General features: G+C 70.1%; 16 protein-coding genes. 5 read left to right on the forward strand and 11 right to left on the reverse strand.

What is annotated here, in order from left to right; all coding sequences use genetic code 11:
* Positions 1-64: 64 nt before the first annotated feature.
* On the forward strand, positions 65-763 hold the full coding sequence (locus EPO51_RS12695; protein ID WP_293351008.1) for an EF-hand domain-containing protein: 699 nt from the start codon (positions 65-67) through the stop codon (positions 761-763).
* Here the strand turns inward: EPO51_RS12695 and EPO51_RS12700 are convergent.
* From EPO51_RS12700 to EPO51_RS12710, 3 genes are read right to left on the reverse strand one after another with little or no spacing between them, the layout of a single operon-like run.
* The gene (locus EPO51_RS12700) at positions 760-2,379 is read right to left on the reverse strand and encodes a glycoside hydrolase family 43 protein (protein WP_293351011.1); all 1,620 of its coding nucleotides are present in this window, start codon (positions 2,377-2,379) and stop codon (positions 760-762) included. The genes EPO51_RS12695 and EPO51_RS12700 overlap by 4 nt on opposite strands.
* Positions 2,376-3,620 carry an MFS transporter gene (locus EPO51_RS12705; RefSeq protein WP_293351014.1) on the reverse strand — a complete coding sequence of 415 codons (1,245 nt, stop codon included), beginning with the start codon at positions 3,618-3,620 and terminating at the stop codon, positions 2,376-2,378. Before EPO51_RS12705 ends, EPO51_RS12700 begins: the two co-directional genes overlap by 4 nt.
* A gap of 22 nt (positions 3,621-3,642) precedes the next feature.
* Positions 3,643-5,079 (reverse strand): sugar porter family MFS transporter, encoded by a 1,437-nt coding sequence (locus EPO51_RS12710; RefSeq protein WP_293351017.1) that lies wholly within the window; start codon positions 5,077-5,079, stop codon positions 3,643-3,645.
* 241 nt (positions 5,080-5,320) lie between these two features.
* On the opposite strand from EPO51_RS12710, the gene EPO51_RS12715 reads away from it, so the two are divergent.
* Positions 5,321-5,509, forward strand: coding sequence for a hypothetical protein (locus EPO51_RS12715; protein ID WP_293351019.1), 189 nt, complete (start codon positions 5,321-5,323; stop codon positions 5,507-5,509).
* 87 nt (positions 5,510-5,596) lie between these two features.
* A complete protein-coding gene (locus tag EPO51_RS12720) occupies positions 5,597-6,550 on the forward strand; it encodes a CPBP family intramembrane glutamic endopeptidase (protein ID WP_293351022.1) in 954 nt (317 codons plus the stop codon).
* A 13-nt stretch (positions 6,551-6,563) separates the two neighbouring features.
* Here the strand turns inward: EPO51_RS12720 and EPO51_RS12725 are convergent, their stop codons facing one another.
* From EPO51_RS12725 to EPO51_RS12745, 5 genes are read right to left on the reverse strand one after another with little or no spacing between them, the layout of a single operon-like run.
* Entirely contained in the window at positions 6,564-8,345 is a 1,782-nt protein-coding gene (locus EPO51_RS12725; RefSeq protein ID WP_293351024.1) for an IlvD/Edd family dehydratase, read from the reverse strand.
* Complete coding sequence (locus EPO51_RS12730; protein WP_293351026.1) at positions 8,338-9,213, reverse strand: SMP-30/gluconolactonase/LRE family protein; 876 nt, start codon at positions 9,211-9,213, stop codon at positions 8,338-8,340. The genes EPO51_RS12725 and EPO51_RS12730 overlap by 8 nt, the downstream gene beginning before the upstream one ends.
* Complete coding sequence (locus EPO51_RS12735) at positions 9,210-9,986, reverse strand: SDR family NAD(P)-dependent oxidoreductase (protein WP_293351028.1); 777 nt, start codon at positions 9,984-9,986, stop codon at positions 9,210-9,212. The genes EPO51_RS12730 and EPO51_RS12735 overlap by 4 nt, the downstream gene beginning before the upstream one ends.
* Positions 9,977-11,413, reverse strand: a complete 1,437-nt coding sequence (locus EPO51_RS12740; RefSeq protein ID WP_293351030.1) for an aldehyde dehydrogenase family protein — start codon at positions 11,411-11,413, stop codon at positions 9,977-9,979. Before EPO51_RS12740 ends, EPO51_RS12735 begins: the two co-directional genes overlap by 10 nt.
* On the reverse strand, positions 11,410-12,555 hold the full coding sequence (locus EPO51_RS12745) for a fumarylacetoacetate hydrolase family protein (protein WP_293351032.1): 1,146 nt from the start codon (positions 12,553-12,555) through the stop codon (positions 11,410-11,412). The genes EPO51_RS12740 and EPO51_RS12745 overlap by 4 nt, the downstream gene beginning before the upstream one ends.
* Before the next feature lie 109 nt (positions 12,556-12,664).
* Between EPO51_RS12745 and EPO51_RS12750 the strand changes: the two genes are divergently transcribed.
* Positions 12,665-13,912 (forward strand): SGNH/GDSL hydrolase family protein, encoded by a 1,248-nt coding sequence (locus EPO51_RS12750; protein WP_293351034.1) that lies wholly within the window; start codon positions 12,665-12,667, stop codon positions 13,910-13,912.
* A gap of 43 nt (positions 13,913-13,955) precedes the next feature.
* Here the strand turns inward: EPO51_RS12750 and EPO51_RS12755 are convergent, their stop codons facing one another.
* On the reverse strand, positions 13,956-15,005 hold the full coding sequence (locus EPO51_RS12755) for a LacI family DNA-binding transcriptional regulator (RefSeq protein ID WP_293351036.1): 1,050 nt from the start codon (positions 15,003-15,005) through the stop codon (positions 13,956-13,958).
* Between the two features lie 302 nt (positions 15,006-15,307).
* Here EPO51_RS12755 and EPO51_RS12760 point away from each other — a divergent pair, with 302 nt between their 5' ends.
* Positions 15,308-18,205 carry a TonB-dependent receptor gene (locus tag EPO51_RS12760; protein ID WP_293351038.1) on the forward strand — a complete coding sequence of 966 codons (2,898 nt, stop codon included), beginning with the start codon at positions 15,308-15,310 and terminating at the stop codon, positions 18,203-18,205.
* Between the two features lie 182 nt (positions 18,206-18,387).
* Here EPO51_RS12760 and EPO51_RS12765 read toward each other — a convergent pair whose 3' ends face one another.
* Positions 18,388-18,843, reverse strand: coding sequence for a BLUF domain-containing protein (locus EPO51_RS12765; RefSeq protein WP_293351040.1), 456 nt, complete (start codon positions 18,841-18,843; stop codon positions 18,388-18,390).
* A 66-nt stretch (positions 18,844-18,909) separates the two neighbouring features.
* Positions 18,910-21,015: an alpha-glucuronidase family glycosyl hydrolase gene (locus EPO51_RS12770; RefSeq protein WP_293351042.1), complete on the reverse strand. Its 2,106-nt coding sequence runs from the start codon at positions 21,013-21,015 to the stop codon at positions 18,910-18,912.
* Between the last annotated feature and the right edge of the window lie 16 nt (positions 21,016-21,031).

The following is a 21,031-nucleotide window of genomic DNA, read 5'->3' on the forward strand; positions in this document are numbered from 1 at the left end:
GCGTCCGACATGGGCTCGCCGCTTTGCGGGGCGAGGAGCGGACGTTCGTCGGTCGGGAACAGGCATGCGTATCAGGAACTGGATCGCCCTTGTGGGCGCGGCGCTGGTGGCCAGCGGTTGCGCCGGAGGCCGGGGCGGCGGTCCCCCGCCCGGCTTCGGCGACGATGACGACGGCGACGGCCCGCCCCGGCCGCGGGCCCAGCTGTTCATCAGTCCCGCCGGACAGCCGTTCCGCGCCCCGGCCGGCCAGCCCTATCCCGTGGCCGTCTGGTTCGCCCAGGCCGACGCCAATCACGACGGCCGCCTGACCCGCGACGAGTTCCGCGCCGACGCCGATCTCTGGTTCAAGGCCCTGGACGTCGACGGCGACGGCCAGGGTAGCATGCCCGAGGTCACCCGCTGGGAGGAGGAGCTGGTCCCCGAGATCACCCGTTCCGGCCTGGGGATGCGCGGCGCGTCCGGCCGGCCGACCGCGGCCAAGCGCAACACCCTGGACACCCGGCTGCAGGGCGCGGCGGCCTACAGCCTGATCAACGAGCCGCACCCGATCCGCGGCGCCGACAGCGACTTCTCGTTTGGGGTCAGTCGCGCCGAGTGGCGTGTCGCCAGCGACCGCCGCTTCGCCCTGCTGGACGTGGACGGCGACGGCGCCCTGCTGCTCACCGACCTCAAGGCCACGCCGGCCCAGACCATGGCGGCCATGCGGCCCGGCAAACGCACCGGGCCGCGCCCGCCCGAGGGTGGCCAGCGCCGGCGGCGCTAGGGTTCGAAGTCCCGCTCGCGGTAATCGAACCAATCGAAGTCGGCCGGCCTGGCCGTCCCGGCGGTGTCCTGGCAGGCCACGCCCACGAAGGCCCCGGTGAAGTTGGGCGTGCCCGGCGCCGCGGCCTCGTCGGAGAGGATCGAGGCGTCGAACACCTCCGGCAGGCGGGTCCAGCCCTCAGCGCCGGCTGGCCGGAAGGCGAACCGCAGCCGCTCGAAATCCATGTCGACGCGCAGCTCGACCGGCCCCGGCCCGACCGGGATCGGCGCGGTGAAGGCGTCCGCCTGCGGGCTGTCCGGCAGCGCCGACATCACCTGGACGCAGCGGCCCAGCGCCGCGTCGTGAGTGACCATCAGGTAGTGGAACTTCGAGCCGTTGTAGTAGCAGACCAGCCCGGCGGCCTGCTGGTAGTGGGCCGGCTCGAAATCCATCCGCGTGCCGGCGGTGTAGCAGAAGGCCTGCTGGCGGCGCGCCACCAGCGCCTGGCGGAACAGGCTGCCCAGGCTCTCCCGGCCGAAGAGCCGCAGGTGGCCGGGGCGGTCGTTCAGGCTGAACAGCTCCTCCGGATAGGGCGAGCGCAGCCACTGGAAATCGATGGGCAGCTCCGGGCCGTCGAAGTCCGATCGCTCCGGCGGCGTCGGCCAGGGATGCGGCGGCAGGTCCGGCGCTTCGACCTCCAGCTCCGGCGTGCCGCGCCGATCGAGGGTGCGCAACCAGCCGTCATCGCCCCAGACCATCCGCTGGATCGCCGTCTCCCGGCCCAGGATGCAGCGGCCCCGGTTCGGGATCGGCCGGCCGCACAGGTAGACGGCGTAGGTCTCCCCGGATTGCGTCTCCACCAGGTCGGCGTGGCCGGCGCGCTGCAGCGGCGCGTCGGGCCGGTCGCGGCTCGTCAGGATCTGGCGCTCGGGATGCAGCTCGTACGGCCCCCAGAGGCTTCGGGCGCGGGCCAGGGTCGCCGCATGGCCGAAGCCCGTCCCGCCCTCGGCGGTCAGCAGGTAGCACCAGCCGTCGCGGCGGTAGAGGTGCGGCGCCTCGGTCAGGCCCAGTTCGGTCCCTTCGAAGATCACCCGCCGCTCGCCCACCAGCCGCCGTTCGGCCGGCGAATATTCCTGGGCGACGATGCCGGCGAAGCGGTTGCGCCCGGGCCGGTGGTCCCAGAGCATGTTCACGAGATACTTCCGCCCGTCGTCGTCGTGGAACAGCGACGGATCGAAGCCGCTGGAGTTCAGGTGGACGGGATCGGACCACGGCCCCTCGATGCTCGGCGCGGTCACCAGGTAGTTGTGGAAGTCCCTGAGCGACGCGCCCGAGGCGCCGCCCACCGTGGTCCGGCCATACCGCTTCACGTCGGTGTAGATCAGGTGGAACAGGCCCTCGGCATGGGTCAGGCACGGCGCCCAGACGCCGCCGGAATCCGAGTCGCCCCGCATGTCGAGCTGGCTGGAGCGGCTCAGCGGCCGGCCGATCAGCCGCCAGTTCGCCAGGTCGCGGGAATGGTGGATCTGGACGCCCGGGAACCACTCGAAGGTCGAGGTGGCGATGTAGTAGTCGTCGCAGACCCGCACGATGGACGGGTCGGGGTTGAACCCCTTCAGGATCGGGTTGCGGATCATGCCGGACGGTTCTTGACGAGGGTCCAAAGGACGACGGCGCCGGCGATGTCGAGCAGCCCCAGCGCGAGGAAGAACGGGTCGTAGCCCACCGTGGCGACCAACCCGCCGATGGCCAGCGAGAACAGCAGCACGCCCAGGTTCCCGCACGTCCCCGCCATGCCGGCCACCGTCGCCACCTCGCTGCGCTTGAAGAGGTCCGACGCCATGGTGATCACGGTCACCGAAAGTGTCTGGTGGGCGAAGCCGCCCAGGCACAGCAGCGCGATGGCGGCGTAGGGGCTCTCCACCCGGCCCACGAACATCATGCCGGTCATCATCAGGGCGCCAAGCGTGAACGCGCCGCGCCGGGCGTTGATCAGGCTGACGCCGCGCCGCTGCAGGAACAGCACCACTGCCGGCCCGAACAGGCAGCCCAGGTCGGCGGCCAGGAACGGCAGCCAGGCGAACAGCGCGATCTGCTTCAGGTCGAAGCCGCGGGTCTGGACCAGGTACAGCGGGACCCAGAACGACAGCGTGCCCCAGGTGGGGTCGGCCAGCAGGCGGGGGATGGCGATGCCCCAGAAGTCACGGCGGCGCAGCAGCTTCAGCATCGACGGCCGCGCGCCGTCGTCGGCCAGATCCTTCTCCTGGCCCGCCTCGATCAGCTCACGCTCGGCGGGCGACAGCCGCGGATGGCGCTCGGCGGGATGGAAGAACCACAGCCACACGGCCGCCCAGACCAGGCCCACGAAACCGGTGATCACGAAGGCGGCGCGCCAGTCGTAGGCCAGGATCGCCCAGGCCACGAGCGGCGGCGCCAGCATGCTGCCGAGCGAGGCGCCGATGTTGTAGAACCCGCCCGCGAAGCCCCGTTCCCGCGCCGGGAACCAGGTGGCGACCACCTTCATCCCGCCCGGGCCGGCCGATCCCTCCGCGAACCCCAAGAGGCCGCGCAGCACCGCGAAGACCGGCCAGGTGCTGGCCAGCCCGTGCGCCATGGAGATCACCGACCAGGCGCCCGCGAACAGCGCCAGGCCGTACTTGAGGCCCACGCTGTCCAGGATATAGCCCACCGCCGGCTGCAGGATGATTCCCGCCTGGAAGGCGGCGGTGATCCAGCCGTACTGCTGCTCGGTGATGCTGAGCTCGGCCAGCATGGTGGGCGCCGCGACGCCCATGACCGAGCGGGTCAGGTAGTTCAGCATCGCGCCCAGCATCACCAGGCCGACGATCCACCAGCGTAGGGCCTTGAGGGTCTTCATGGGACGGGCCCGAAGCGAGCGCTCAGCCCGTCATCGCCTCCAGTTCCTTGCCGCGGGTCTCGGTGACCATGGCGCGGACGAAGAACAGCGAGACCAGCGCGCTCAGGGCGTAGAAGCCGTAGGTGGGCGCCAGGCCCAGCGTCGTGGCCAGGACCGGGAAGCTGACCGAGATCCCGAAGTTGGCGATCCACTGGGCGAAGCCGGCCACCGCGAGCCCCGAGCCGCGGATCTGGTTCGGGAACATCTCGCCCAGCATGACCCACATCACCGGGCCCCAGCTCAGGTTGAAGAACACCACATAGGCGTTGGCGGCGATCAGGGCGGCCAGGCCCGGGCCGTCGGCCAGGTGCAGGGCGCCGTCGACCATGGCGGCGGTAGAGAAGGCCCAGGCCATCACGGTCAGGGTCACCGCCATGCCCGCCGAGCCGATCAGCAGAAGCGGCTTGCGGCCGATCTTGTCGATCAGGGTGATGGTGGCCAGGCACGCCAGGATCGACAGCGAGCCCGACAAGATGTTGATCTTCAGCGCGTCGTCCTCGCTGAAGCCCACCGACTGCCAGAGCACCGCGCCGTAGTAGAAGACGATGTTGATGCCGACGAGCTGCTGGAACACCGCCAGGCCGATCCCGGTCCACACGATCGGGCGGATCTTGCCGGTGGTCTTGTCCACCAGGTCCCTGAGCGTCGGGCGGTGATGGTCGGCGGCCAGCGAGCCGCGGATTTCAACCACCTTTCGCTCCGCCTCGCCCGCGCCGAACAGGCGGGTGAGCACGACCAGGGCTGCGCCCTCCTTGCCCTTGGCGACCAGGTAGCGCGGGCTCTCGGGGATCAGCAGCAGGGTGAGCAGGAAGATCCCGGCGGGAATGACCTGCATCCAGAACATCCAGCGCCAGGCCGGATAGCCCATCCAGAACTCGGCGGTGGAGCCGCCGGCCGTCGCGGCCAGCGCGTAGTTCGCCACGAAGGCCCCGGTCAGGCCGGTGATGATCATGATCTGCTGGACGCTGGAGAGCCTTCCCCGGATCGCCGCCGGCGTCACCTCCGAGATATAGACCGGCGACAGCACGCTGGCCGCGCCGACGCCGACGCCGCCGATGAACCGGGCGATCACGAAGATCAGCGAGCTGTCGGCGGCGCCCGCGCCCAGGGCGCTGACGATGAACAGCGCCGCGGCGATCATCATCACCGTGCGCCGCCCGATCAGGTCGGCGAGCCGGCCTGCCAAAAAGGCGCCGACGGCGCAGCCCAGCAGGATGGCGCCGACATTGAAGCCGGTGCCCAGCTTGGAGAGGTTGAAGGCCCGCTCCAACCCGTCCTGGGTGCCGTTGATGACGCCGCTGTCGTAGCCGAACATGAAGCCGCCGATGGTGGCGACGGCCACGATGGCGGCGATGAAGGCCATGTTGACGCGGGCGCTATCCCCCGTCCCGGCGCCGGCCGGACTGCTGGTGGCGGACAATTGAGATCACCCTTCCCTGGCGGGCGTCGGCCCGCGGTTTCCTCGCGATGGCGCAGCGGCTCTTCGGCCGCCGACGCCCGAACGCACACTTGATGATAGCGCTATCATGGTCAAGTCCAATGGTTTGACCTTGGCTCGATCCCAGGAGCGGGCGCCCTCACCTGCGCGCCACTTCGGCCGTCCTGGCGGCGGCGCGCAAGTTGCATCGGGTCCGGCCAGTTGCATCGAATAGGGACGGCCCATGATCCGCTGGAAACGTTTGGCGCCGTTCTTCCTGCTCGGGCCGGTCTCCGGGCCGCTGATCGCCGGCGTGGTGTTCAATCTCCGCGAAGGCCGTCCGGTGCTGGCGCTGCTCTACACGGTCGCCCTGATCGAGTTCATCGTGCTCCTGCCCGTCATCGTGGCGCATCTCGGCGTGAAGCTGCTCTAGTAACAAAGCCTGCACCAAGCCTGCGGCATCCTTCGCATCGACAGCCGCCGTGCGCGCGGCGCCAGGCGGCGGGGTAGCTGAGGGAAAATGGCCGACGATCCAGCCGAGCGCCTGGCTTTCCCATTTCTGGACAAGGCCGGCCCCGCCGAGCGCGGCCTCGTTCGGGTTTGCGTGACCGTGGCGCTTGGGGCCGCCGCCGGCCTCCTCGCCGCCCTTTCCGCTGCGACGCTGCTGCATCTCATCGCCGCGGGGCTCTGGTCGGCGACGACCGGCGCCGGCTTCCTGGCCTCGATCAATCTCCTGACCGAGGCCGACCGCCCCGATCGGTCGTTGCTGAGCTACACCTATGAACTCGCGATGGTCGGCGGCGCCTCGATCTCGGCGGCCGGCGCCTTCATCGCCGTCGCCGCACGACGGGCAGGACGGCCGATGCGAACCTTCCTCACCGTGGCGCCGCGCTTCCGCTGGCGGCAGGCCCTCGCCGGCCTGCTCATCTTCCTGCCGGTGGTGGCGGCCGAGATCTGGCTGGACGGCGTCGTCCACCCTCCCACCGATCCCGCGCCGGTGGCGACGCCCGGCGCGTCCGTAGGGGATCGGCTGATCTACGTCGCCGCCGCCGCGGGATTCCTCTGGCTCGCCGCCCTGGCGGAGGAGGTGCTGTTCCGGGGCTGGCTGCTGCAACAGGCGCGCGCCTTCACCCGCAGCGTCGCGGTGATCGTCGCGATCAACGCCGTCGCCTTTTCCCTGGCCCACGGCGACCCCAGCGTGGGCGGCCTCGTCACGCGCCTGGCCCTCGGCATCGGCTGGGCCTGGATCGTCCTGCGGCTGGACGGCGTGGAGTTCGCGGCCGGGGCGCACCTGGCCAACAACCTCGGCCTCGCCCTGCTGGCAAAGCCCGTCCTCCTGACCCAGTCCGCGCCGCAGCCCTTCGAGCCCCTGTCCGTCGCCCTTCAGGTCGGAACCGTCGCGGCGCTGGCCTGGGGCGTGGAGTGGTGGGTGCGCCGCGGGTCGGCCGCCCAGGTTCTCGCCTACCGCGGCTGATCCGCCAGACGGATCAGTGGTTGTGGCGCGGGGTCTTCGCCGCGACGCCGCGATATTTCACCGCCATCTCCAGCACCGCCCCGTCCACCAGTTGGCCGGTCTTCTCGCGATAGAGCTCTTCCCACGGCGTGTGGCTTTCCGGGACCGGCGGCGGGCCTGCGGACCGGCGGCGGGCGATCTCGGCCTCATCGACCAGGGCGTCGCAGCGGCCGGCGTTCAGGTCGATCCGGATCGTGTCCCCCGTCCGCAGCCAGGCCAGGCCCCCCCCCGCCGCGCTCTCCGGCGAGGCGTTGAGAATCGACGGGCTGTCCGAGGTGCCCGACTGACGCCCGTCGCCCAGGGTCGGCAGGCTGGTGATCCCCCGCTGGATCAGCGCATCCGGCGGCTGCATGTTCACCACCTCGGCCGAGCCCGGCCAGCCGATCGGTCCGGAGCCGCGGATCACCAGGATCGAGCGCTCATCCACGCCCAGCGCCGGGTCGTTGATCCGGTTGTGGTAGTCGTCGGAGCCGTCGAAGACCACCGCCTTGGCCTCGAACACCCCTTCGCGCCCCGCCTCGCTGAGATAGCGGGCCCGGAACTCTTCGGAGATCACCGAGGTCTTCATGATCGCGAAGTCGAAGAGGTTGCCCTTCAGGACCACGAAGCCGGCGCGTTCGCGAAGCGGCTGGTCGTAGGGCAGGATTACCTCGGGGTCGGTGGAGCTGCGGCCGGCCACGTTCTCCGCGATCGTGCGGCCGGTCACCGTCAGGCAGCCGCCCTCGATCTGTCCCGCCGCCAGAAGCTCACACAGCACGGCCGGCACGCCGCCGGCCCGGTGAAACCGCTCGCCCAGGTATTTCCCGGCGGGCTGCATGTTGACCAGCAAGGGCACGTCCAGGCCGTGGACGCTCCAGTCGTCGGGGGCCAGTTCGACGCCGGCGTGGCGGGCCATGGCCACGATGTGCGGCTGGGCGTTGGACGAGCCGCCGATGGCGCTGACCGTCTTGATGGCGTTGAGGAAGGCCGCACGGTCCAGGATCTTCGACGGCCGCAGGTCCTCGTAGGCCATCTCCACGATCCGCCGCCCGGTCTCGTAGGCCATCTGGCCCCGTTCGCGATAGGGCGCCGGGATCGCCGCGCAGCCGGGCAGCGACAGGCCCAGCGCCTCGGCCACGGCGTTCATGGTCGAGGCCGTGCCCATCGTATTGCAGTGGCCGGCTGACGGGGCCGAGGCCGTCGCCCGCGCCAGGAACTCGGCCTCGTCGATCTCGCCGGCCGCCAGCTTGCGGCGGCTGCGCCAGATCACCGTGCCGGAGCCGACCAGCTCGCCCTCGTGCCAGCCATCGAGCATCGGCCCGCCCGACAGGACGATGGCCGGGATGTCGACGGTCGAGGCCGCCATGATCCCGCTGGGCGTGGTCTTGTCGCAGCCCGTGGTCAGCACCACCGCGTCGATGGGATAGCCGTAGAGGGTCTCGACCAGGCCCAGGTAGGCCAGGTTGCGGTCCAGCGCCGCGGTCGGCCGGCGGCAGTTCTCGAAGATCGGATGGACCGGGAACTCCATCGGGACGCCGCCCGCGTCGCGGATGCCGTCCCGAACCCGCTTCGCCAACTCCACATGGATGCGGTTGCAGGGGGAAAGGTCGCTGCCCGTCTGGGCGATGCCGATGATCGGCCGGCCCGCCTGCAGCTCCGCCGGCGTGATCCCGTAGTTCATGAACCGCTCGAGGTAGAGCGCGGTCATGTCCGAGCGGGCGGGATCGGCGAACCAGTCGCGCGAACGGAACGGGCGCGCGGGCGTGCGGTCAGGCATGTCGGGCATCGTGCTGCGGCAGGCCCGGCGTGTCGACGGAGAACCGGAACAGGGCGCCGGCCAGGGGCTGGGCTTCGCGCTCGGCCCGCGACAGGCCCTTCCACGCCGTGGTGGCGTAGACGGTCTTCAGGTCCGGCCCGGCGAAGGCCAGCTTGGTGACGTTGGCGACCGGGAACCTGACGAACCCGATCCGTTCGCCCTTCGGCGAATAGCGCCGCGCGCCCCAGCCGGCGAAGAGCGCCGTCCAGACGCAGCCCTCGGCATCCACCGCCGGGCCGTCGGGATAGCCCGCGCCGTCCTCGATCGCCGCGAACACACGCTTGTTCGACAGGCCGCCGTCGGGGGTCAGGTCAAAGGCGTACAGCACCTTCTTCAGCGTATCGGTGTGATAGAGCGTGCGCCCGTCGGGGCTGACCGCCGGGCCGTTGGTGATGCAATAGCCGTCGTCCATGCGGCGCGGGCCGCGCTCGTCCAGGCGATAGAGCGCGCCCGAGAGCGCCGTCTCCGCGTCATGCATCGAGCCGAACCAGAGCCGGCCGCTGGCGTCCACGAAGCCGTCGTTCAGGCGGTTGCCGAGGCTCGCGTCCTCCACCGCGGTCATCAGGTCGAACCGACCGCTCCTGGGGTCAAAGCGGTGCAGGCCGGTCTTCAGGCCCGCGATCCAGCCGCCCTCTGCGGTCGGCGCGATGAAGCCGGGCTGGGCCGGAGCGGCCCAGCTGAAGGCGGCGCCGGTCTCGACCTCGTAGCGATGGATGCGCAGGCCCTTGATGTCGACGAACCACACCGACTTGTCGGCGGCGCGCCAGACGGGCCCCTCGCCCAGCTCGCAGGCAGACTTGAGGACGCACTCGGGCGCGGCCGCGTTCATCGCCAGCCCGCGTCGATCCAGTACTCGTGACCGGTGCAGAACCGCGCGTCGTCCGACGCCAGGAACAGCACCAGCGCCGCCACGTCGCGGGGCTCTATCCGCCCCTTGAGGCACTGCTGCGCCACGATCTCGGCCTCGCCCTCGGGCGTGTACCACTTCATCTGGCGCGGGGTGCGGACGTTGCCGGGGGTGATGCAGGTGACCCGGATGCCGAACCCGCCCAGCTCGCGGGCCAGCCCGCGGGTCATGCCCTCGATCCCGGCCTTGGCGGTCTCGTAGAGCACCAGGTCCGGCAGCCCCAGGTGCCAGGAGATCGAACCGAAGTTGATGATCGCGCCGCCGCCGGCGGCCTTCATGCCCTCGACCACCGCCTGGGCGCAGAACAGCATGTGGCGCAGGTTCACCGCGATCCGGTCGTCGAAATAGGCGGGCGTGACCTCGGCCAGGGTATGGCGGTCGTCGTTGCCGGCGTTGTTGACCAGCACGTCCACCGGCCCGATCGACCGGAAGAAGGCGGCGATCGCGGCGGGGTCGCGCAGGTCGACGGCGTGGAAGCGCGGCGGGATCGTCGCCTGGCCCAAGCTGTCGGCGAGGGCCCTGGACTCGGTTTCCAGCACGTCGAGGAAATGCACCTCGGCCCCCTGGCCGACGAAGGCCTCGACCAGGCCCGCGCCGATGCCCGAGCCGCCGCCGGTCACGACGACGCGCTTGCCCTCCAGGCTGGGATAGATCGCCCCCTTGGGCTGGGCGGCCACATTCACCGTCAGGCCCATGAGTAGGCCGTCTTGGTCTGGGTGTAGAACTCGACCGCCGCGAAGCCCTGCTCGCGGGCCCCGTAGCTGGACTTCCGCGAGCCGCCGAACGGCACGTGATAGTCGACGCCGGCGGTGGCCAGGTTGACCATCACCATCCCGGCCTTCACCCGCCGCTGGAAGTCGCGGGCGTGTTTCAGGGAGGTCGTGACGATGCCGGCCGAGAGGCCGAAGTCGCCGTCGTTGGCCACCGCCAGCGCCTCCTCGTAGGTCTTGACCCGCACGGTGGAGGCGACGGGCCCGAACACCTCCTCGTTGTTGATCCGCATGTCCGGGTCGGTGTCGGCGATCAGCGTCGGCTGGACGTACCAGCCGGGCGTGTCCAGCTTCAGCCGCTCGCCGCCGGTGACGATGCGCCCGCCCTCGGACCTGGCGATGTCGATGTAGCGGTAGCTGGTCTCCATCTGCGCCTCGCTGACCGCCGGGCCCATCTGGGTCTGGGGGTTCAGCGCGTCGCCCACCCTTAAGCCCGCGACCTTCTCGGCCAGGGCGGCGACGAAGCGGTCGTGGATGGCGTCGGTGACGATGATCCGGCTGGAGGCCGTGCAGCGCTGTCCGGTGGCGAAGAACGAGCCGTCCAGGGCCACCATCACCGCCCGGTCCAGGTCGGCGTCGTCCAGCACCACCAGCGGGTTCTTGCCGCCCATCTCGAGCTGCACGCGCGCCTGCCGCTTGACCGCCGCCTCGGCGACGCCGGTCCCCACCGCTTGCGACCCGGTGAACGAGATCCCGTCCACGCCCGGATGGTCGACCAGCTTGGCCCCCATCGCGCCGGGGCCGAAGATCATGTTGAAGACGCCCTTGGGCGCGCCGCATTCCCAGATGATCTCGGCCAGGGCGGCGGCGGTGGCCGGCGTCGGGCCGGCCGGCTTCAGCACCACGGTGTTTCCGAACGCCAGCGCCGGCGCGCTCTTCCAGGCGGGAATCGCGATCGGGAAGTTCCAGGGGGTGATCAGGCCATAGACGCCCACCGCCTGGCGATAGGTCTGGATCTCCACGCCGGGGCGCACCGAGTCCAGGTTCTGGCCGTGGCGGCGCAGGGCCTCGCCGGCGAAATACTTGAAGATCCGGCCCGCCCGCACGGTCTCGCCGATGCCCTCGGGCAGGGTCTTGCCCTCCTCGCGGGACAGCAGCCGGCCCAGCTCCTCACGCCGGGCCAGGATGGTGTCGCCCACCTTGTCCAGCAGGTCCGAGCGAACCTCCGGCGAGGCGTCGGACCAGGAGGGGAACGCGGCCTGCGCGGCCTCGACCGCGGCGTCGACCTCGGCCTCGCCGCCGCGGGGCACGTGGGCCACCACGTCGGTGGTGTTGGAGGGATTGGTGCTGTCCTCGGCCGCCGCCGCGCGCACGCGCTCGCCGCCGATGTACTGAGGTAAGGTGTCGGTCATTGCGCCGCCCGGGCCATGAGAAGGCCGCGTCCGGCCAGGTTTCGCATCAGGTCGCCGACCCCGAAGCTCCAGGGCGCGGCGGCCTTCGAGGTCGTCACCTCGTTCTCCAGCACGCCCAGGCGCGGGCTCGACACCCGCACCACGTCGCCGACCTTGTGGGTGAACCCCTGTCCCGCCACGTCGCGGTCCTGGGTGGGAGCGAACAGCGTGCCCAGGAAGAGGGCGAAGCCGTCCGGGTACTGGTGCTCGCTGAGCGCCTGGCGCACCAGTTCCAGCGGGTCGCGGCTGATCTGGTCCATCGAGCTGTGCCCCTCGAGCCGATAGTTGTCCGCGCCCTGGATGACCAGGTCGACGCGGGCGTTGCGCACGTCGTCGACAGTGAACACCGCATCGAACATCCGGATGAAGGGGCCCAGCGCGCACGAGGCGTTGTTGTCCTTGGCCTTGCCTAGCAGCAACGCCGAGCGGCCCTCGAAGTCGCGCAGGTTCACGTCGTTGCCCAGCGTCGCGCCGACGGCCCGCCCGGCGCGGTCGCACACCAGCACCACCTCCGGCTCGGGATTGTTCCAGGCGGAGTCGGAGCGGATGCCCACCTGCGCGCCATGGCCCACGGACGACAGCACCGGCGCCTTGGTGAAGATCTCGGCGTCGGGGCCGATGGCGACCTCCAGGTACTGGGACCAGAGGCCGTCGGCGATCAGCGCCGCCTTGAGCTTCGCCGCCTCGTCGGAGCCTGGGACGACCGAGCGGATATCGGACCCGACCCGGTCGCGCAGGTCGGCGCGGATCGCCTCGGCCCGGGCGGCGTCGCCGCGGGCGCGCTCCTCGATCACCCGCTCCACCGCCGAGACCGCGAAGGTCACGCCGGCCGCCTTCACGCACTGCAGGTCGATGGGGGCCAGCAGCGGCTGGGCGGCGAAGTCGAACTCGTCGATGGGCCCGAGGTCGCGGCCGGCGATCGTCGTAACGTCCAGGTTCAGGAGATCGGCTGCCGTGGGCGCCGCCTGGGAGGCATCCAGCAGCCGGCCCTCGCGGCCAACCACCGGGGTCGGACCGGCGGCGGTCTCGATACGGCCGACCAGAATCGCGGTCTGCCAGTCGTCCGGCAGAAAGGCCGTCGGCCGCGTCGCGGCTCCGCCCATGGTCAGACCTCCCTATTTTTGGTAGCGCTATCAATCCGAAGCCCAACCTGTCAAGGTGAGCTTTCGAAGGCAGCCTCCGAAGAGCCGCCATACCGAGGCGAGGAACCACGTGAAGCTGAAGCTCATCTTTCCGTCGTTGGGCCGGCTGGCCGCGACAGCCGTGCTGGCCCTGGCCCTCACGGCCCCGGCCGACGCCCGCGAACGGGCCTGGGTCGGCGCCTGGGCCGCGTCGCAGCAGGTTCCCGAGCCGCGCAACACCCTGCCCGCTGGGGCGCTGACGGACGCCACCGTGCGCCAGATCATGCGGGTGACGGCCGGCGGCCCGCAGATCCGCATCCGGCTCTCCAACGCCTTCGGGACCGCCCCGCTGCGGTTCTCGGCCGTCCACGTGGCGCGGCCGAGCGCGCCCGGCTCAGCGGCGATCGCTCCCGGCGGCCACGCCGTGACCTTCAACGGACAGCCGGGCGTCACCGTACCGGCGGGCGCAGAATACGTCTCCGATCCGGTGGGTTTTGTGGTGAAGCCGCTCGAAAGCGTGGCGATCAGCTTCCACCTGCCCGAGGCGCCGACGGTGCAGACCGGCCACCCCGGGTCGCGCACGACCACCTTCTACGCCCACGGCCAGCACGTGGCCGCCGCCGACCTGCCCGGCGCAGAAAAGGTGGTGCGCTGGTACCAGGTCTCCGGGATAGACGTGCCGGCCGCGCCCAAGAGCGCCGCGATCGTTGTCTTCGGCGACTCCATCACCGACGGCTTCGGCGTCGGCCCCGACCGCAACGACCGCTGGCCCGACGCCCTGGCCGAGCGGCTGCAGGCCGCCCCGGCGACGCGCCACTTGAGCGTCCTCAACCAGGGCATCGGCGGCAACCGGCTGCTGAACGACAGCCTGGGCCCCAACGCCCTGGCCCGCTTCGAGCGCGACGTCCTGGGCCAGACCGGCGTGCGCTACGTGATCATCCTGGAGGGCGTGAACGACCTGGGCACGTCCACCCAGGACGCGCCGATCTCCCCCGAGGCGCATGCCCGGCTGACCGCCGACATGCTCGGCGCCTATCGCCAGATGGTCGCCCGCGGCCGGGCGCGCGGCCTGAAGGTCATCGGCGCCACGATCCTCCCGTTCGCCGGCTCGTTCTACAAGCCCACGGCCGCCAACGAGGCCGACCGCCAGACCCTGAACGCCTGGATCCGCGCGCCGGGAAACTTCGACGCCGTGATCGACTTCGACGCGGTCATGCGCGACCCAGCCCAGCCGGACCGGATGAAGGCCAGCGTCGACTCCGGCGACCACCTGCACCCCTCGCTGGCGGGCTATCGCGCCATGGCCGCGGCCGTCCCGCTGTCGCTGTTCAAGCCGTGAGGGCGTTCGCCTTCGGCCCGGCGACGCCGGACGGGTTCTGCCGTTAGGCCTTGGCGGGGGGACCGTCGGACTGGCGGCGGATCAGGGTGAAATCCTGAAGCGCGTGCGGATGCTGGGCCTTCTCTCCGGCCCGGCGGCTGCGGATCTCATCGGCCAGCAGGGTCACCGCCTGGCGCGACATCTCGGCGATCGGCTGGCGGATGGTGGTGAGCTCGGGCCAGACTGTGGTGGCGAGCGCACTGTCGTCGAAGCCGACGACGGTCAGGTCGCCCGGCACGTCCAGTCCGCGCCGATGGGCGACCGAGACCGTGGCCGCGCCCATGTCGTCGTTGCTGGCGAAGATCGCGGTGGGCGCCGGCTCCAGCGCCAGCAGCTGCTCGGCGGCCTCGAAGCCGGAGCGATAGGTGAAATAGCCCTGCACGATCAGTTCGCCGGGCGCCGGCAGGCTCGCCTCGGCCAGGGCGGCGAGATGGCCTTCCAGGCGCTGGCGGCTGGCGGTCTGGTTCGGGTGGCCGACGATGAACCCGATCCGCCGGTGGCCCAGGCCGATCAGGTGGCGGGTCATGGCCTGGGCGGCGGCGAAGTCGTCGATCCGCACCGCCGAGACGTCGGCCGGCGGCTTGCCGGTGGCGACGGCGACGGCCGGCACGCCGGCGTCGGCCAGCGCCTTGGTCACCGCGGCGTTGTCGCAGAGCGGCGGCGGCAGGATGATCCCGTCGACCCCCGCCGCCACCAGGCGCGTGGCGGCCGTCTCGGCCCGCTCGTCGTCGCACTTCTCGACGATGAGCTGGATGTTGCCGCGGCTGCACTGGTCCAGGCTCCCGACGAGGAATTCGCTGAGATAGGCCGCGCTGGGGTTGGAGTAGAGCAGCCCGATCCGCACCAGGTCCGCGCCGGCCAGGCTGCGCGCCGCCGGGTTGGGCGCGTAGTTCAGCTCCTTGATGGCGGCGTTCACCGCCTCGCGGGTCGAATCGCGGACGTTCTTCTCGCCATTGATCACGCGCGACACCGTCATCGGCGACACGCCGGCGAAACGCGCCACGTCGTGGATCGTCAGCGAGCTTCTCTGGCGACGCGCCGGTTTCGGCTCCAACCCTGCTTCTCCTGAATGCGCCCTAGCTGTCGCCTACCCGGCCGCGCTTCTCAAGCCTGCGCGCGACAGACAGGAAAAGTCCTAGAAAATCCATTGGTCTGACCTACGCGACCCACGCGGTCAGACCGTATTGACAGCAAAGAACTGACCTAGTACCAATGTCAATGTGACCGCTATCATTACGTAACAAGGTAGCGGTCAGAGAGCTGTTCCGAGAAACGGCACGGTCAAAGACCGGTCGGAGCGTTAGCGCGCAAATAACAACAAGTGTGTGCGGGGCACACACAAAGGGGACGGGAACTATGAATTCTTCCACGAAGCAGACGTCTGCGCGTACCAAGGCCATGCTGCTTGGCGCGACTTGCCTCGCGACCTGCCTCGCCACGCAGGCTCAAGCACAAACGCCCCCTCCGGCCGCGGGCGCCGCCGTCGACGAAGTGGTCGTCACGGGCTTCCGCCGCAGCCTGCAGGAAGCGACCCTGGCCAAGCGCGACTCCACCAGCATCCAGGACTCCATCTTCGCCGAGGACATCGGCAAGTTCCCGGACACCAACCTCGCCGAATCGCTGAACCGGATCCCCGGCGTCCAGCTGACCCGGGAGATCACCGGCGAAGGCCTGAACATCGCCATCCGCGGTCTGGGCACGAACTTCACCAAGGTCCTGCTGAACGGCAACCAGATCGCCGTCGCCTCCTCCGGCCGCACCGACTCGCAGAACCAGAACCGTGAGGTCGATCTGGACCTGTTCCCCACGGAACTGTTCAGCCGTCTGGACGTGAACAAGACGCCGGTCGCCAGCATGCTGGAAGGCGGCGTCTCCGGCACCGTCAACATGCGCAGCGCCCGGCCGTTCGACAATCCTGGCCGCCAGCTCAACTACTCCCTTCAGGGCGCCTACAACGAGAACTCCAAGAAGTGGAGCCCGCGCGGGGCCCTGATCGCCAGCCAGACCTGGGACACCAATATCGGCGAGATCGGGATCCTGGCCGGCGTCGCCATCGCCCGCAACAAGGTCGAGACCCGCGGCTTCGAGACCATCGGCTGGACCAACGCCACCAACATCACCTGCGCGGGCTGCAACACCAACGGCGGCAACGGCTTCAACATCCCGGGCGTGGTCCCGGCGAACGCCGGCAACGGCCTGACCGCCGGCACGGTGATCGACAACGCCTTCCTGACCGGCCGCAATCCCGGGACCACGCTGCAGCAGCTCAGCGACGGCCTGGTGCCGCGCCTGGGCCGCCCGTCCTACAGCGCCGGCCACCGCAACCGCGACTCCGCCCTGGTCTCGATCGAGTACAGGCCGTCCGAGAACCTGAGCTTCTACCTCGACACCCTGCTCGGCCAGAGCGAGCGCAAGTTCCAGCGCCTGGACGTCAACTGGTCGGTGCGGAATTCCAACTTCATGGTTCCGCTGAACGTGAAGGTCGATTCCAACAACGTCGTCACCTCCGGGACCTTCGCCAATTCACAGTTCTTCCTGGAGTACCGGCCCTACGACGAGGACGTGGACTTCTTCAACGTGAACCCCGGCGCGAGCTGGCAGGTGAACGACTGGATCAAGGTCGACGCCCAGCTCAACATGAGCAAGAGCACCTTCTTCCGGGAAGCCCCCACGGTGCTGATCAACACCCCGCTGAACAGCGGCCTGACCGTCACCTACGACAACACCGGCGGCGCCTTCCCCACGATCACCTCCAGCGCCGACCTCAACGACCCGAACCTCGGCTGGACCTATGCCGGCGGACGGATGAACATCCAGAACGAGCGCCGGGTGACCAAGACCAAGGGCGCCCACCTCGACACCACCTTCGGGGATGCCGACACCCTCAGCCTCAAGGTCGGCGCCGCCTACGACAAGGCGCGCCGCTCGATCATCGCCCTCGACAACAGCCTGGCCTGGCAACAGGCGGTCTGCGGCGGCGGCGGGACCTTCCAGCCCGCGCCCGCGCCGCAGCCGGCCTGCAACGGCCAGGCGGGCTCGGCCATCCCGCAGTCGGCCCTGGCGTCCTACCTGCGCCCCGGTCCCGACGGCTTCATCACCGTCGATTTCAAGTCGTTCGCCCAGGCCACCAACTACGACACCTTCAACGACTCCGCCCCGTTCTCGTCCGCGGCCGCCACTTCGGCCCGCTCGGGCATCATCGTGGAGGATACCGTGGGCGGGTACGCCGAGTTCAGCGGCGTCTCCGAGTTCAATGACTTCAAGCTGCGCTACAACGCCGGCGTCCGTTACGTGTCCACCGATCAGGCCATCACCGGCCCGCTGACGATCAACAACGTCACCACCTTCCAGACCCTGAAGTCGCGCTACGACGCCTACCTCCCGTCGTTCAACGCCTCGCTGCAGGTAAGGCCCGACGTGGTCTTCCGCCTGGCGGCCTCGCGCACCCTCACCCGGCCCAACCCCAGCGACATGCTGCCCGGCACGACCTTCAGCGATCCGTCGGCGCAGCAGGCCAGCCAGGGCAACGCCAACCTCACACCCTACACCTCCAACAACTTCGACATCGGCGTCGAATGGTACACCGGCCAGGAAGGCTACATCGGCGCGGTCGGCTTCCAGAAGGAGATCCAGGGCTTCACGGTGCAGGGGAACACCACCATCCCCTTCAGTCAGCTCGGCATCCCCTTCGACGCCCTGACCGCCCTGCAGCAGCAGGCGATCAACAACCGCGGCGGGCCCACGGCGGCCACGGTCACGGTCAGCCAGCAGGTCAACGCCGGCGGCAAGCTCACCATCCGCGGGTACGAACTCACCTGGGTGCAGCCGCTGAGCTTCGTGCTGGACGGCCTGGGCTTCACGGCCAACTACACGCGCATCTACCAGAGCGCCTCGGGCGCCGGCGCGCCGGCGGTGGCGATCGGCGTCTCGCCCTACACCTACAATCTCACGGGCTACTATGAGAAGGGCCCCGGCTCGATCCGGCTGTCGTGGACCTACAACGACAAGCAGATCAGCTCGGGCCCCAACCAGAACAGCGTCCCGGTGGCCCAGCTGCGGACCGACGCGCGCGGGCAGCTCGACCTGTCGGCCAGCTACGAGCTGGGCTTCCTGCCCACCTCGCCGCGGATCACCTTCGACGCGATCAACCTGACCGACGAGGCCCAGCGCCAGACGTTCGAGTATTCCAACGCCGCCTTCACCTACTACAAGCCCGGCCGCGCCTTCCTGATCGGCATCCGCGGCAAGTTCTGAACCTGCCTTCTCACTCCCCTCGAGAACGGCATACCCTCGGGCGGCGCATCTCGCGCCGCCCGTCTTGTTTGGGCGGCGTCCCAGAGCGCTTTCCGGCCAAGTGGATACCGGTTCGCCGCCAGAAAGCGCGACAAAGCAAAGACCTGGAGCGCAGCTTCGATTCAATCGGAGCGAATAACGCTCTAGGACGCTGAGGCGATCCTCTCGTGCGCGGCGTCGAGTTGGCTCGCATGGCGCAGGGCGATGCCTTCCAGGTGCTGCAGCAACGCGCCGGCTTCGGCGTCGACGAGATCGAAGCGGATGTCAGACGGACTCAGGAGGGTGTCGTCCGCTTCCGAGAGCCGCAGCCCGCACATCGACCACCTGGGGAAACGCCTGTGGTCGATCGGGGTCAGCAACCTCAGCCTGGCGTCGCAGTTGCGCCCGTCGGTCGCGATCCGCTCGTAGCAGGCGATCACCCGGGCCTCGGGGCCTTCCAGAACCTGGACGAAGCTCTCGCCGTCGGCGAGCAGGAAGCCGGTGATCGCGTCGGCGCGGTTTCGCCGTGCCGAGACCACGAGGATGTCCTCCATCGTGCCGGCGATACGGGACCCCGCCTCCGGCGAGATGCGGCTGACATACAGGAGACGGCAAAGCATCGGGCGCCGACGAATAAAGCGAAGCTGGAGCGATGCAACCCCTCGCCCCTCCCCCGCCCGGTCGGGTCAGCCGCCCGGCGCGTAAGGGAAGCTGAGCGCTTCGTACCACTCCAGCGGATGCGGCGGCGGGGCGTAGCCCGCGGGCAGCGGGCGCTTCGAGAAGGTCTGGAAATAGGCGATGCAGGCGTCGCGCCACCACTGGGCCTCGTTCTCCTGGATCGCCAGGTAGGCCGCCACCTGGGCGTGGCGTTCCGGATCGACATAGGGCGCCATGGCCGCCCAGCTCCGGCGCATCGCCTTCACCTCGTCGACGCCCCTGGAATAGCGCACCACCAGCTCGTCCCAGACGGTGCGGCCGGAGGCGGTCTTGCGGTCCCAGGGCACGCGGTGGAACCACAGCAGGTAGCGTTCGTCCGCCGCCAGGGCCTTGCCGGCTTCCGGTGCATACTGGGCCACGGCGTTGCTGCCGCTGGCCATGCGGTCGAAGCCGATCCCGTCGGGCGAGGCCCGGTGATAGTAGACGCTGGTCCAGTCGGCGCGCTCCCCGCCCGCCACCCACGGGCCCGGCCCGTAGTGGTGGCTGTTGCCCATGATGTGATGCAGGCCCAGCGGGGTCATGTAGTTCACCATCGTCTCGCGCGACGACAGCATCATCTCCGTGACCGGCTTCACGAACGCCGGGTCGTTGGAGAAGGTCATCCGCGCCCACGCCTCGGCGATGGCCTTCGAGGTCAGGTTCGGGTCCCAGGCCAGGCGGCCGAAGGCGTACCAGTTGGCCTGGTCGAAGTGCGAGCCGGACCAGTTCCGGTCGGCCCCGATGTTGGCCACCCCCGCCATGCCGGTCAGCGTCTGGCCCGTGGCCTCGCCGTCGACGACCTTGGCGACGGTCGTCCCCTTGCCGGCCCGCCAGGTGTCGGCCTGCAGCGCCTCTTCCCAGAGCGGGCCCTGGAAGACCAGGTGGGTGGCGAAGCCCAGGTATTCCTTGGTGACCTGGAATTCCGCCATCAGCGGGGTCTTCGGCATGGCCCCGAACAGCGGGTGGAACGGCTCGCGCGGCTGGAAGTCCAGCGGCCCGTTCTTCACCTGCACGATGACGTTCTTCGCGAACTTGCCGTCCAGCGGGACGAACTCGGACCAGGCCTGCTTGATCCGGTCCTCGGGCTGCTCGTGCGAATAGACGAAGGCGCGCCACATCACGACCCCGCCGTGCGGCCCGACCGCCTCGGCCAGCATGTTGGCTCCGTCCGCGTGGGTGCGGCCGTAGTCCTGCGGCCCCGGCTGGCCCTCGGAATTGGCCTTCACCAGGAAGCCGCCGAAGTCGGGGATGGCGCGGTAGATCTCGTCGGCCTTGGCCTTCCACCAGGCGCGGACGGCGGGGTCCAGCGGGTCGGCGGTGGCCAGGCCGCCGATCTCCTTGGGCGCCGAAAACCGGGCCGACAGGTAGACCTTGATCCCATACGGCCGCAGCACCTCGGCCACCGCGGCGGCCTTCTCCAGGTAGGGCTCGGTGAGGCTGTCGGCCTTGGCGTTGACGTTGTTGAGGACCGTGCCGTTGATCCCCAGCGAGGCGTTGGCGCGGGCATAGTCGACGTAGCGGGGGTCCCTGTAGTCCGGCAGCTTCCACCAGTCCCAGATCGACTGGCCCGCATAGCCGCGCTCCACCGAGCGGTCGAGGTTGTCCCAGTGGTTCAGCAGCCGCAGCTTCACGGCGGGCGCGGAGGCGACCTCGATCCTGTCCAGCGGCTGGCGCGTCTGGACCAGCCGCAGGAAATGGAACGCGCCATACAGCACCCCCACGTCCGAGTTGGCGGCGATGACCGTCGTCGGCCGGCCGTCCACCTGCATGGAGCGGATGACATAGCCCTCGGGCCCGGCCGCCTGCAGCGGCAGCTTCAGCCCCGCGATCCGCGCCTGGGACGCGGTCCCGGCCAGCAGGGCCGCTCGGGTCGACGGAGCGGCTCCGCCCCGCAGGCCCGCCAGGCCCCGTTCCAGCTCGGCGCGCGCGGCCTGCAGCGTCGGGCTCTCGCCCAGCACCGTGACCCCGCCCACCGCCGCCGCGCCCTCCACCGGCCGATAGCGGAGCCAGAGGTCGTAGCCGTCCTCTGCACGGGCGGCCGTGGCGCAGGAGACCGACGCGGCGGCCAGCAGGGCGAGCAGGGGACGGCGCTTCATGAACTCGCTCCTAGTG

The sequence above is a fragment of the Phenylobacterium sp. genome (assembly GCF_004297125.1).
Classification (GTDB): Bacteria; Pseudomonadota; Alphaproteobacteria; order Caulobacterales; family Caulobacteraceae; genus Phenylobacterium.

Bases quoted from the DNA above. Each gene is read 5' to 3' on its own strand.
- EPO51_RS12720 (WP_293351022.1), top strand. From the start codon at position 5,597: ATGGCCGACGATCCAGCCGAGCGCCTGGCTTTCCCATTTCTGGACAAG.
- EPO51_RS12715 (WP_293351019.1), top strand. From the start codon at position 5,321: ATGATCCGCTGGAAACGTTTGGCGCCGTTCTTCCTGCTCGGGCCGGTC.
- EPO51_RS12765 (WP_293351040.1), bottom strand. From the start codon at position 18,843: ATGCTTTGCCGTCTCCTGTATGTCAGCCGCATCTCGCCGGAGGCGGGG.
- EPO51_RS12760 (WP_293351038.1), top strand. From the start codon at position 15,308: ATGAATTCTTCCACGAAGCAGACGTCTGCGCGTACCAAGGCCATGCTG.
- EPO51_RS12770 (WP_293351042.1), bottom strand. From the start codon at position 21,015: ATGAAGCGCCGTCCCCTGCTCGCCCTGCTGGCCGCCGCGTCGGTCTCC.
- EPO51_RS12745 (WP_293351032.1), bottom strand. From the start codon at position 12,555: ATGGGCGGAGCCGCGACGCGGCCGACGGCCTTTCTGCCGGACGACTGG.
- EPO51_RS12700 (WP_293351011.1), bottom strand. From the start codon at position 2,379: ATGATCCGCAACCCGATCCTGAAGGGGTTCAACCCCGACCCGTCCATC.
- EPO51_RS12705 (WP_293351014.1), bottom strand. From the start codon at position 3,620: ATGAAGACCCTCAAGGCCCTACGCTGGTGGATCGTCGGCCTGGTGATG.
- EPO51_RS12695 (WP_293351008.1), top strand. From the start codon at position 65: ATGCGTATCAGGAACTGGATCGCCCTTGTGGGCGCGGCGCTGGTGGCC.
- EPO51_RS12740 (WP_293351030.1), bottom strand. From the start codon at position 11,413: ATGACCGACACCTTACCTCAGTACATCGGCGGCGAGCGCGTGCGCGCG.
- EPO51_RS12725 (WP_293351024.1), bottom strand. From the start codon at position 8,345: ATGCCTGACCGCACGCCCGCGCGCCCGTTCCGTTCGCGCGACTGGTTC.
- EPO51_RS12735 (WP_293351028.1), bottom strand. From the start codon at position 9,986: ATGGGCCTGACGGTGAATGTGGCCGCCCAGCCCAAGGGGGCGATCTAT.
- EPO51_RS12730 (WP_293351026.1), bottom strand. From the start codon at position 9,213: ATGAACGCGGCCGCGCCCGAGTGCGTCCTCAAGTCTGCCTGCGAGCTG.